The sequence below is a fragment of the Chryseobacterium sp. YIM B08800 genome (assembly GCF_026163565.1).
Taxonomy (GTDB): Bacteria; Bacteroidota; Bacteroidia; order Flavobacteriales; family Weeksellaceae; genus Chryseobacterium.
Genome location: NZ_JAPDKN010000050.1, coordinates 1 through 13,336, shown reverse-complemented (window position 1 = coordinate 13,336; position 13,336 = coordinate 1). Strand labels below are relative to the sequence as shown.

Annotated in this window: 8 protein-coding genes; 5 read left to right on the top strand and 3 right to left on the bottom strand. The window is 33.8% G+C overall.

Features of this window, described 5'->3' with window-relative positions; translation table 11 throughout:
• Positions 1–191: 191 nt before the first annotated feature.
• Positions 192–2,675: a DUF5686 family protein gene (locus OEW74_RS16670; RefSeq protein ID WP_265429550.1), complete on the bottom strand. Its 2,484-nt coding sequence runs from the start codon at positions 2,673–2,675 to the stop codon at positions 192–194.
• 366 nt (positions 2,676–3,041) lie between these two features.
• Here OEW74_RS16670 and OEW74_RS16665 point away from each other — a divergent pair, with 366 nt between their 5' ends.
• Entirely contained in the window at positions 3,042–3,812 is a 771-nt protein-coding gene (locus OEW74_RS16665; protein ID WP_265429549.1) for an alpha/beta hydrolase-fold protein, read from the top strand.
• A 196-nt stretch (positions 3,813–4,008) separates the two neighbouring features.
• Here the strand turns inward: OEW74_RS16665 and alaS are convergent, their stop codons facing one another.
• On the bottom strand, positions 4,009–6,612 hold the full coding sequence (gene alaS, locus OEW74_RS16660) for an alanine--tRNA ligase (protein ID WP_265429548.1): 2,604 nt from the start codon (positions 6,610–6,612) through the stop codon (positions 4,009–4,011).
• Between the two features lie 980 nt (positions 6,613–7,592).
• On the opposite strand from alaS, the gene OEW74_RS16655 reads away from it, so the two are divergent.
• The 4 genes from OEW74_RS16655 (at position 7,593) to msrB (ending at position 10,076) form a co-directional block, all read left to right on the top strand.
• On the top strand, positions 7,593–8,147 hold the full coding sequence (locus OEW74_RS16655) for a sigma-70 family RNA polymerase sigma factor (protein ID WP_102979943.1): 555 nt from the start codon (positions 7,593–7,595) through the stop codon (positions 8,145–8,147).
• 10 nt (positions 8,148–8,157) lie between these two features.
• Positions 8,158–8,430 carry a hypothetical protein gene (locus OEW74_RS16650; RefSeq protein WP_265429547.1) on the top strand — a complete coding sequence of 91 codons (273 nt, stop codon included), beginning with the start codon at positions 8,158–8,160 and terminating at the stop codon, positions 8,428–8,430.
• An 82-nt stretch (positions 8,431–8,512) separates the two neighbouring features.
• A complete protein-coding gene (locus tag OEW74_RS16645; RefSeq protein WP_265429546.1) occupies positions 8,513–8,965 on the top strand; it encodes a DUF417 family protein in 453 nt (150 codons plus the stop codon).
• A 10-nt stretch (positions 8,966–8,975) separates the two neighbouring features.
• Positions 8,976–10,076: a peptide-methionine (R)-S-oxide reductase MsrB gene (gene msrB / locus OEW74_RS16640; protein ID WP_265429545.1), complete on the top strand. Its 1,101-nt coding sequence runs from the start codon at positions 8,976–8,978 to the stop codon at positions 10,074–10,076.
• Positions 10,077–10,675: 599 nt separating this feature from the next.
• Here the strand turns inward: msrB and OEW74_RS16635 are convergent.
• The gene (locus OEW74_RS16635; protein WP_265429544.1) at positions 10,676–12,937 is read right to left on the bottom strand and encodes a glycoside hydrolase family 3 C-terminal domain-containing protein; all 2,262 of its coding nucleotides are present in this window, start codon (positions 12,935–12,937) and stop codon (positions 10,676–10,678) included.
• Positions 12,938–13,336 lie beyond the last annotated feature (399 nt).

The window sequence follows — 13,336 nt, the reverse complement described above, 5'->3', positions numbered from 1 at the left end:
AAGCAAGGCGTGAGGAGTAATAGCGGATAGCCGGAAAAAGCTCCTGAGAAAAATAAGATCATTATATAAATAATTATGTGCTGAATATTCTGATAAAATTTCACAGAACAGATTAAAAAAAAACGCCATCAACTTTAAAGGCTAATGACGTTTTTTTATTTTTAAATCTCGTTTATAAAGAGTTTGTTTTATTAATTTAAAACATTAAATCTCAGTTTTATTCCAAAGTTATCTTTGAATTGAGAGGTTTGATAATATCCTAATCGATAAGAGAAGCCTACACCGAAGTTTCTGCCTAAAAATCTATTCCAGATCACGCCGACTTCCTGATAGTAGTGATCCAATACCTGAAAATCGAACTGGTGATCACTTCTGTTCTTAAAATCTCCAATTGCAGCCTGGTATTCCAGTTCGATGTTTGAATATCTCGAACCGAACGTTTTAAACCTGAACGGTAAATATTGTGAAACTTTAAATGCGATAAATTTATCTGCAAAGAAAGTTCCTGAAGGCATTGTTGCAAATGCTAAATTGTTTGGAGTATTGATATTAGAATACCAATGATCAGGGTTTCTGTCGTTTTGACCTGTAATTTCAAAGTTTTTCCAGATCGGAGCAGTTCCTGATGAAATTCCTCCAAAAAGTTTCAGATTGGTGTAGCCTAATTTTGATCTGAACTGATGAATAATCAATGCATCTGCTCTGTAATAATCTAGATCTCCGCCCAATCCATCAATTCCTTTTTCAACATTCATATAAATTTGAGGAAAGCTTTTTTCATAAGTATATTTTCCACTTGGCGTCATAATATTTTTATCGTTGGGAGAGAATTTCAGAGATAATGTTGTGCTTACATTATCGAAACGGTTTCCTAAATTTTTGTATTGATAATCGAAAAGTGCTTCCTGTTTCTCTTTATTCACTGCGATTTTCATGCTCAAGGAGTTCGAAATATCATACAAATATGATGCTCCCCATTTTTGGTTTTTATAAAAATTGGCATTGTGCAGATCTAGATTCAGATCATTCACTTTCATCATCATATCCCACATATTGTTGCTAAATCTTCCTGCTGCAAAAACGTCATCTACATAATCAATACGAAAAACAGAAGTTCTTTTATCAGATAACTTCATGTCAAGACCAAGACCATATTTCCAGGTGTGATCTTTAAAACCATAACCGAAATATCCATCCGGAGAAAATGTTTTGCTGAATTTCTCATTCAGTTTTAATCCTGCTCCCAAACGAATACCTTGGTATTTATCGTAGCTGAAAAGCTTAGTAATATCAAAATCAATCATTTTATAACGCAGGTTCCCTCTCATTAATTGGGTTAAAAAACTCAGTTTCTTTTCAAAATCATGCTTCTGTACAAAACTGTCGATTTGAGTATAGGTTGCGCTTTCTCTTGCGGTCAAACTGTCGGTTCTGTACTTTTCAAGCAAACTTCCGTCTGAGTTTTTCATTTCCAGAGAATATCCTTTAAATTCAGATGCTTTTTGAGCTTCATTCAGCTGGAAATCAAAGAAACGGTTTGTTACATACAGGTAATTTCCAAAGGTTTTCTGATGGTATTTTCGCTTGTCGCTGATGTATGCGCCTTTCTTTAAACTATCGGTCTTTACACTGTCTCTCTTTGCAATATTGAAGGTCTGGTCGCCCATTTTCAGTTTAATATCTTCATGATCCAAAAACCATTTTCCATCTATTGGTTTCCATACAGAGATAATGTCGCCTTCATTTCTTTTTTTGTTGGCACTTTCAAATTTTTTCAGTGCATACGTTTCAGAATCGATATAAATTTTACCATTAAATTTTCTCGGATTCTGCTTCTTTTTATCGGTGATTTCCTTGAATTTGATAACGTAAGTTTTCCTTCCGTCCAATTGTAAAGTATCTGACATATAAAAGTTGAAAAGCTTTCTGTTTTCAGGTCGCAATTGCCTTGGAGTTCTGTTTAAATTGGAAATATTGATTGCCAAAGCCTCATAAATTGGATTTTTAAAACCAGACATTCTGTTATCGATGATATTGGTCTTTTCTCCAAATTTCTGCGAATATTTGTATTCTGTTGCCTTTTCCCAAAGAAACATCTGGCTTTCCTGTGAAGCATTGATAAAGTCTTCGTTAATTAACGAATCTTTCTTTTCGCTTTCCTTTTGCTTAAATTCTTTTTTATCGACTTTTGAAAGTGAATCTTTTCTCGAAGCCAGGAAATTTTTAAAAGTATCAATTGAATCTTTGTCTACATCGATCGAAAACTTTGAGTAAGATTTAAAGTTATAGGTATCTAAAGACTTTGGTGAGTTTTCTTTTTCCCTTTTATTGACTTCATCTAAAATTCTCAACGCTTTCGGGTCACTTTTATCGGTGATGATAATTTTATCGATGTTACTTTGTTTTTCTGATAAAGGCTGCATCGCAACATCCATTGACTTTTTTACATCAACCAAAGCATCTTCAAAATTGCTGGCAAGAATTTCTACTTTTTTACATTTTGTTTTAAATGATAAAACGCCTTCGTAATTGGTTTTCCCCAAAAGATTATCGTCGCAGTAAACGGCTGCATTTTCAATCGGTTTTTTGTTGGTTTTATTGAAAACTTTCAATTGAGTTTGCCCAAAAATAAGTACCGTACAAAGTAAAAGTAGAGTAGATAAAAGTTTTGTCATTGAGTTTTTATTAATGAGACAAAACTATTGATAAGAAAGTTACAAAACCATAAGAGAAAATATAATCTTTTGTTAAAAATAAAATAGGTTGTATTTCAATTTGATACGTCTTGTTTTTGTATTAATCAATTCCCAGGTGGATGATAAATTGGATTTTATTTAAGAATTTTTAAGGCTTTTTAAACGTAGATTCTACTTCTGACATTTGAAGGAGTTCCATTTTTTCATTTAGGTTTGAAATAAAATTGTTTTAGATTGAATAATTATTTATTTTTAACAAAATTATAGTTTGGATTAACGCATTGCGTAAGCCAAATGTTAGCGGAAATATTTCCAAACCATTATGTATTCAATAACATAACAAGAATGAAAATAAAATTAATTCTTATAAGCTTTATTTTAATTTCCTATTCTGCATATTGTCAGAATTCGAAAATTATACATCTTAATATTGAAAGTAAGTATCTGAATGAATCGCGTAAACTGACAATATATCTACCTAAAAACTTTAAACAAAACAAAAAATATGATGTAATTTACAATACAGACGGTCAGTTTATAAATGATATTTTCAAAAGTAAATTAGACAGCTTATTTTCTTTAAAAAATACAAAACAGTTTATTATAATTGGAATAAATTCAAATGAAAGAGAAATACCAAATTCGCAGTTACAATATAGAAATTACGAATATGTGGAAAGCAATAGCAAAGCAAAAGATGCTGAATTAGGAATGAGATTTAAAAAACATCTTGATTTTTTTGTAAATGAAGTTGGGCAAAATGTTCAAAACCAACTTCAATTCAAGATAAAAAATAAGTATTTTTATGGAACTTCAAACGGTGCTGGTTTTGGAGTTAGTTTGTCCAAATATTATCCAAAAATGTTTAAAAAATATATTCTTTATTCGGTTGCAGGCGCAAATTATATTAATCTCAATTGGAATCCTAAATATTATCCTTTATTTATTATTCGTTATGGAGATAAAGAATTTCTCCCTTTAATTGAAAATAACTTAAACTTGTCTCAATATTTAAATGAACATCATTATAAACACATATTTTCCAGTTATGAAGGAAATCATAAAAAAGAAGATTGGCTAAATCAATTTGTAAGTGACATAAAACTGTTAAAATAATACTTCCGTTAGCATAGATCTTGCAAAATGCGGGGTTTTGTGATAGCTGAAAACTTAGTCAAAATAATCAGAAAATTGCTTTTCGTCTTTTTTCAATATTTTAAAAAATCAAAACAATAAACCTAAAAATCCCTTTCAAAAACTGAAAGGGATTATTTATATAAAAACCGCAAAAACGGTAATATTCATTAATAATTTAAATATTCAAAGCTTTCTGATAAGCATTTTCCAAACCATCAAGATTTTTTCCTCCGGCTGTTGCAAAGCCCGGGTTTCCACCGCCGCCGCCTTGGATTTCTTTTGCCAAATCTTTAATGATGGTTCCGGCTTGATAATTTGAAGCCAAATCATCAGAAACGCCAACGGTAATCATTGGTTTTCCGTCGGCATCAGAAAGAATTACCGTCACCGAAGTTGGGATTTCTTTCTTCAACTGGAAGACCAAATCTTTTACAGAACCTGCATCAAGAGACGTTTTCTTTACCAAAAGCTGTTTGTCGCCTTTGTGCTCGTAAGAGTTTTTCCAGTCTCCGATTTCGCCTTTTGCTTTTTCTTTTTTCAAAGCGTCAACTTCAGACTTCAACGCTGCATTTTCTTCGATTAATTTCTCGATAGAACGTACAACATCTTTAGATTTCAGCAATTGAGAAAGCTCGGTAATTTGCTTTTCCAGACCTTTGAAATATTCCTCAGACTTATCTCCCGAAATCGCTTCAATCCTTCTGATTCCCGCAGCTGCAGAACTTTCAGAATTAATTTTGAAATGACCGATTTCGCTAGTGCTTTTCACGTGAGTTCCACCGCAAAGCTCTTTCGAACTTCCAAACTGAATCATTCTAACACTGTCGCCATATTTTTCACCGAATAAAGCCATCGCACCTTTGTCAATCGCTTCCTGAATCGGGATATTTCTGAATTCCTGAAGAGCAATATTTTCTTTGATTTTAGCATTGACTTTTTCTTCGATCAAAGCCAATTCTTCGTCTGTCATTTTATTGAAATGCGAGAAATCGAAACGCAAATAATCCGGACCAACGTAAGAACCTTTTTGCTCAACGTGAGTTCCTAAAACTTCTCTCAAAGCCTCGTGTAACAAGTGTGTTGCTGAGTGGTTTGCTTTAGAATTTTTTCTTTCGTTGGCATTCACTTTAGCATAAAAAACAGCACCTGCATCTTTCGGAAGTCCGTTGATTAAAGAAATGATTAATCCGTTTTCCTTTTTAGTTTCAAGAACTTCGAAACTTTCAACCGCATTTTCAAGAACGCCTTTATCTCCGATTTGCCCACCACCTTCAGGATAGAAAGGGGAGTTACTCAATACAACCTGATAAAATTCTCCGTCTTTATTTTCTACTTTTCTGTATCTTGTAATGTAGGTTTCAGTTTCAATTTGGTCATAACCCACGAAGTTTTCTTCTCTTTCTTCCAAAGTTACCCAGTCGTAAACTTTCTGAGCTGAGTCTGCTTTTGAACGTTGTTTTTGTTCGCTTAGCGCTAATTTAAAACCTTCTTCATCAATCGTTAATCCTTTTTCCTCAGCAATAATTCTTGTTAAATCATCCGGGAAACCATAAGTATCGTATAATTCGAAAACTTCCTGAGTTGGCAACACTTTTTTACCTTCAGAAATCGTTTGTTGAATCAGTTTTTCAACTCTGATTAATCCTGTTTCAATGGTTCTTAAGAAAGATTCTTCCTCACTTTTAATTACTTCAGAAACCAATTTTCCTTGTTTCTCCAGCTCAGGGAAGAATGCTCCCATTTGTTCCTGAAGAACAGCAACCAGTTTGTAAAGGAAAGCTTCTTTCATATCCAGGAATCGGTAAGAATAAGAAATTCCTCTTCTTAAAATTCTTCGGATAACGTAACCAGCTCCTCCGTTTGATGGCAATTGCCCGTCTGCAATGGCAAACGAAACCGCTCTGATGTGGTCTACCACAACACGGATGGCAATATCTTTTTCGTCTTCTAAAATTCCTGTATATTTTTTGCCTGAAAGTTCTTCAACTTTAGCAATCAAAGGCGTGAAAACATCGGTGTCATAATTAGAAGATTTCCCTTGAAGCGCCATACAAAGACGCTCGAAGCCCATTCCCGTATCTACGTGTTGAGCAGGTAATTTTTCCAGAGAACCGTCAGCTTTTCTGTTGAATTCCATAAAAACGAGATTCCAGACTTCCACCACTTGAGGGTCGTCTTGATTTACTCGAGTAATTCCGGGTATTTTAGCTTTTTCTTCTGCACTTCTCAGGTCAACGTGAATTTCCGAACAAGGTCCACAAGGTCCGCTTGCACCCATTTCCCAAAAATTATCATTTTTGTTTCCGTTGATAATTCGGTCTTCAGAAATAAATTCTTTCCAGTAATTATATGCTTCGTTATCTCTTCCCAGATTTTCTTTTTCGTCACCTTCAAAAATCGTTACATAAAGATTCTCTTTTGGAATTCCGTAAACTTCAGTCAACAATTCCCAGGCAAAAGCAATAGCATCTTTTTTGAAATAATCACCAAAAGACCAGTTCCCCAACATTTCAAACATCGTGTGGTGATAAGTATCTCTACCTACATCATCCAAATCATTATGCTTCCCGGAAACTCTCAAACACTTTTGGGTGTCGGCAATTCTTGGTGCAGTCGGCGTTTTGTAGCCTAAGAAAAAATCTTTGAACTGCGTCATTCCAGAGTTGGAAAACATTAAAGTAGGGTCATCTTTCAGCACGATCGGTGCAGAAGGAACGATAAGGTGGTCTTTGCTTTTAAAATAATCTAAAAATTTCTGACGAATCTCTTGTGATGTCATAATTATATATTGCTTTGCTTTTTACAAATTTTTGATAAAATGCAAATTTAATGTTTTTAAAGCAATAGAAAAATATAGTTTTGTGTTTTAATCTATTTGTAAAATATTATTTGAGTTTGTCATTTCGACAAAGGAGAAATCTATTATTCTCAATCTTGTAAACTTCCATCATCCAGCTTCTGACTTCCTTTCTTTTTAGTAGCTATTTCCCGCTTTCACTACTCGCTTTTTTGAGGGTTTCAGCATCTGCATTCCCACCGCTAAAACTCTCAAAAAGAGCTCAAACAGGTCGTTCAATCGGGGCTATTAACAACGCTTTGTCATAAACAAAACCTAACGGGTTTTTGAAACCCGTTAGGTTTGCGGGCATTTTCAAAACAATAATAACTTGAAAAAGATTTGCAAATATTAATAGGAACGGGCTTTAGCCCGTTAAAAAAAGAATAATCAAATTGGCTTTAGCCAAAACTTATTATCAATTTCGGCTAAAGCCAATTTGCTGGCATTTTTCGTCATCGGGCTAAAGCCCGATGCTATTGAAAAACACACAATGTTCTAATTTTTAAATAGCTGCAATTCATAACAATCAAATTTAGGCTTCCAAATTTTTTAAAAAACATTTAATTAAAACTAATACGTTTATATAATTCAACCAAAAACTTTGCACTTCTGCGTTTAACTTATTACCTTCGTTAGTATCTGAAAAGATACTGTTGTGCATTTTGAATATAAATCTCAAGTGTTTGATTAGGAAAAGACATCCTGGTTTTGTTTTTCTTACTTAAATGAAATGGCTTTGTTTTTCTTATTAAACTAATTTTTATTTCAAAAAACTTTGTTTTTCCTTGCGATATTAAGCGCAAAGTAATACAAAGAATTATCTATAATATGTTGGAATTTAAGTTAGACAAAGGCGTTTCACTTACTTTTTGAAAAACAAAGAATTTAAAATGTACGACGGGTAAGATACAATCAAAAAAATGACGAAAAACGAAGCTTTAAAAAACTGGATAGAACAGTATTCTGAATCTTTGCTGAGAAGAGCAATTTTTCTGCTTTCGGATACCATTGAAGCGGAAGACATTGTTCAGGAAGTTTTCATTGCTGCTTTTTCGTCGTACGATTCTTTTGAAGGAAAAAGCACGCCTAAAACTTGGCTCAATACAATTCTCAACAATAAAGTCGCTGATTTTTACCGTAAAAAATACAAATCGGAACCACAGATTAGACTTGACCATTTCTTTGACGAAACAGGCTCCTGGAAAAATGATACAGTTTTAAATGATTGGAATGTTTCTAACCCGGAAGCTGAACTTCTGGACAATCAGGACTTTAATAAAAGTTTAGAAGATTGCATCGAAGATTTGCCTTCCCGATGGAAGATTCCGATGAAATTGTATTATCTCGAAGAAAAAAAAGCACCCGAAGTGAGTCAGGAATTGGATATCTCTACGACTAATCTTTGGAAGATTTTACAACGAACCAGAATGCAGCTGAGAGAATGCCTGGAAATTAACTGGTTTTCAAAATCATAAGGAATAAAAAATGTTTAGAAAAATAATACATATTTTCTTTTTACCATGCAGTACAGCAACTTTACTGATGGAAAAACGTAATGCAAAAAATATTTCGCCAAAAGAAAACTGGCAGCTTTCGATGCATGTGATGATTTGCAAATGGTGTAAAGCGTATGAAGAAAAACTGAAAATTTTAGATTCTATTTTAAAAAAGAAATGGTTCGGGGAAGAAAAAACCGATTTGAATGATATAGATATTCAGGAATTTAAAGATAAAATTTTTAGAAAGTTAGATTTTTAAGAATAAAGATTGTCAGGATTTTGTAATTGTTGCGACTATAGTTTTGAAAATAATAAATATTAATTCAAAAAATCTAAGAACAATGCAACAGACATCACAACACAAAGGTTTGCCAACGTACAAAATCGGTTATTATATTTCGCTTTTTGGGGCAGCAATTATTTTACTTTGGATTGGGGCTTTCAAATTTACACCTACCGAAGCAGCAGCAATAAAACCTTTGGTAGAAAACCATTTTCTCACGTTTTTCGTATATGATATTATGAGCGCCCAAGCGGTTTCTAACATAATCGGAATGATAGAAATTATCATTGCCTTGTTGTTAATCGTTAGCGTGAAATTTGCATCTCTTAAAAAGTTTGCAGGTATCGGAATGGTGATTACTTTTTTGGTGACATTAAGTTATCTTTTTACAACACCTAATGTTTGGCATATTGTTGATGGCGTTCCGGTTACAGATTTTTTTATTCTTAAAGATTTGATGCTTTTAGGATTTGGTTTAATGCTTTTAAATGGAAAAAATGAACACACATAATAAAACAAAAATGAAAAATATATTCACATTTCTTGGAATGGTTCTGGGAATTGCAGTCTTCGCGACAAGCTGCGGAGACGCAAAACAACAATCTTCATCAATTAAAAAAGAGAATGAGACCACTATGAATGCTAAAAATGTAAAAGAAGTTTATTTTGCAGGCGGTTGCTTTTGGGGAACTGAGCATTTTTTTCAACAAATCAGAGGAGTTGTAGGAACTGAAGTTGGATATGCCAACGGAAATAAGAAAAATCCTACTTATGAGGAAGTTATAAGTCATACTACAGGTTTTGCCGAAACCGTGAAAGTAAAATACGACCCGGAACAGGTTGACCTTAAACTTCTGATTGATTTATACTTTAAGACGATAGACCCTACAAGTCTTAACAAGCAGGGAAATGACAGAGGTGACCAATACAGAACGGGAATTTATTCTACCGACAAAGAAACAGAAGCGATTATTAAAGAAGAGGTTAATAAATTAGCGAAAAATTACAGCAAACCTGTTTTGGTAGAAACGATTCCTTTGAAGAACTTTTATGCTGCCGAGAGTTATCATCAGGATTATCTGGATAAAAATCCGGGAGGTTATTGTCACATCGAACCGGGATTATTTGAAATGGCAAGAAATGCAAATCCACCAAAAAAAGAAACAAAAGAAATGAAATATCAAAAACAAGATAAAGAAACTTTAAAGAAAAAACTGACCGCAGAACAATATGCAGTTACACAGGAAAATGCTACAGAAAGACCTCACACTAATGAATATGACAAAGAATTTCGTGAAGGAATTTATGTAGATATTACAACAGGCGAACCGTTATTTATCTCAACCGATAAATTTGAATCTGGTTGTGGATGGCCAAGTTTTTCGAAACCAATTTCTAAAAATGTTATCGACGAGAAAACCGATAATTCATTCGGAATGGCAAGAACCGAGGTGAGAAGTAAAACCGGAGACGCACATTTGGGACACGTTTTTGATGACGGCCCGAAAGATAAAGGCGGTTTGAGATATTGTATCAATTCTGCATCATTGAAGTTTATTCCGAAAGCAGAAATGAAAGCAAAAGGATATGGAGATTATCTATCTCTTCTTAATAAAAAGTAAATGAAAATAAGATTTTCGAATCTTGAAACGTAACAGGTTTTTATCTGTTACGTTTTTTTGAAAAAGTTTTTAATTGAAAAATTTAAATTGCTCCGTAGGAGAGTACTGGTCATAGAATTTTAAGGTATTAATTAAGAAAAGCTCCGTAGGAGCGATCTGTAAATAAATATAATTATCAGGTCGCTCCTACGGAGCTTTTAAGATTTCTGATATTCTAAATCTATTAACACATAATCCTTACAGGATTTATAATTTATAAAGAATTTAAATCAATTTATGGTAAGATTTTAGATAGCAAGCAAAAAATAAAATTTTAAATATTCTTTATTACACCCCAAAAGACAAATTTTGTTTTCCATCGAAAATAATGACAAAATTTTAGCCGCGATAGAAACGGTTACCCCGCAACAAGGTGTGGGAAAGCTCGAGGGTTTTGGTGTGGGAGAGTTGGTAGAGTGAGGAGTATGAGTGGATAGCGGGAAATAGCTTCTAAAAATAAAAATATAATTCGACGAAATCAAATAATAAAAAATCCGCATCATAACAATGCGGATTTCTGCTAATAATATTAAAATAAACGTGTTATTTTCTTGATGAATTTACTTTAGGGTAAACTTTACTTTTGTTTTGATTGCATCAGAAGAATTACCAATCTGTGCTTCAAAATCTCCTGGTTCTGCAACCCAGTCGTGCTTTTGAGCATCGAAATAACTTAAAGCAGTTTTATCAATCGTGAAGGTTACTTCTTTCTGTTCGCCTGGATTTAAAAATACTTTTTCAAAACCTTTTAATTCTTTTGCAGGGCGTTCAACTGATGATTTTACATCGGTAATGTATAACTGAGCTACTTCTGCACCAGCTTTTTTACCAGTATTTTTCACAGTTACCGTAAAGGTAATTTTATCATCCTGATTCATGCTCGTTTTGTCAGCTTTCGCTTTTCCAAATTCAAAAGTGGTGTAGCTTAAACCATGACCAAAGCTGAATAAAGGCTTGATTTTTTTGGTGTCGTGCCAACGATAACCTACGAATATTCCTTCGTTGTATGTAATGTTAATCGGGTTCTTCTGATCTTTACCTTTTCCGGCAGCTAATTCTTCTTTGTTTCCAGGATATTCTCCCATTGTGTGAGCTGAATTGTCTTCCAGTTTTACGGGGAATGTAAACGGTAATTTTCCTGAAGGATTGGCATCACCTGCCAAAATAGAAGCGATAGAATTTCCTGCTTCAGACCCCAAATACCAACCTTGAACTACAGAAGGTACGTCTTTAATCCAAGGCATTGCTACTGCATTTCCTGTAATCAAAACAACGGTAAAGTTCTTGTTAGCTTTTGCTAAAGCTGAGATCACATTATCTTGGTTGTATGGAAGTCCGTAACTTTTTCTGTCGTTTCCTTCGCTATCCTGAAAATCGGCTTTGTTTAATCCACCTACGAAAATAACGTAATCAGATTTTTTTGCCAATTCAACAGCTTCGTTCAGTAATTCTTCCGGAGAACGGGTATCTTTCAAATCCTGACCAGATTTTACACCGTTGTACTCGCCACCAATATCTCCTACATAACCTCTTGCATACTGTATATCTGAATTTTTACCGAATTTAGCTTTAATTCCGTCTAAAGGTAAGGTTTCGTATTTTACTTTTAATGAAGAAGAACCTCCACCTACAGTCATTACTTTGATCGCATTCTCACCAATTACCGCAATTTTCTTTGCTTTATTGATATCGATTGGAAGTACGTTATTTTGGTTTTTCAACAAAACAATTCCTTCTTCACCAATTTCTTTTGCTACCGCTTTATGTTCTTCAGAAGCGATGTTTCCAAAAGGTTTTTTGGTGTTCATCGTAGTTTTATACGCTAAACGTAAAAGTCTCGTCACTTTATCGTCAAGCTCTGCAGTTCCTACTTTCCCTGATTTAATAAGATCTAAATATGGTTTTGCTAAATAATAGTTGTCGTATGCATTTCTTGTTCCTGCAGAAAGACCATTGGTCCAGCTTCCGAATTCTACATCCAATCCGTTATGAATGGCTTGTTCGGTATTATTTACTGCGCCCCAATCTGAAACCACAACCCCTTTGTATTTCCATTCTCCTTTAAGAATATCATTTAAAAGATATTGGTTTTGGCTTGCGTATTGACCTTTATACATGTCATAAGCCCCCATAATCGTCCACGAATCTCCTTCGGTTACGGCTGCTTTGAAAGGCGGAAGGTAAATTTCATATAAAGTTCTGTCATCAACAATAACGTTGCTTGTATGACGGAACATTTCCTGATTGTTTAATGCGAAATGCTTTACAGAAGTTGCCACACCATTAGATTGTACTCCCTGAATATAAGGAACGACCATTTTAGAAGTTAAATACGGATCTTCACCCATGTATTCAAAGTTTCTTCCGTTGAGAGGAGTTCTATAAATATTTACTCCAGGTCCTAAAAGAATGTCTTTTTTTCTGTATCTTGCTTCTTCGCCCAATGCTTTACCATATTTCCAAGACATTTTCTTGTTCCATGTTGCTGATAAAGCGGTTAAAGCAGGGTAGGCGATAATGGAGTCATTTGTCCATCCGGCCTGATCCCATTCGTCCCACATTACTTCGGGGCGAACTCCGTGTGGACCGTCGGTTGTCCAAAATTCAGGAATTCCCAATCTTGGAACACCAGGAGAACTGAATTTTGATTGTGCGTGAAGCATTGCTATCTTTTCTTCCAGAGTCATTCTGGAAAGTGCGTCCTGAATTCGCTGTTCAACAGGTTTAGATTCGTCTAAATAAACAGGAGTTGTATTGTTTTGAGCCATTGCAGAGGCAGATATTAACGTAAACAAACTTAGAAGTACAGTTTTCTTCAACATAAAAAACTTTTTATTGATTGTTTACAAAAATAGGTAAAATATTTATTATCTCAAATTGAGAAAATGTGTTTTTTGAGAAATGATTAAATTTAACTAATAGTTTATAAAATTCGGTGGCTTTGAAAGCTTATTACTTGCTTTAACTTTGAACCATTAAAAATATTAAGTTGTTAAGACTGATTAAGAAACATTAAAGATGTTTTTAGAAAGCACAATTTCTGTAATTTATTTATGTATATTCGTTTTTACTAATAATTCATAATTTAACGCAAAGGCATACAAAGAATTTTTAAAATTTGACCGTTTTAAACTTATACAAAGGTGTAAACTTAGCAAAGAAATACAAAAAGTAATAAAATAAGAGAAATTGCGGACAAGCATTAATTTATTTTACACAAT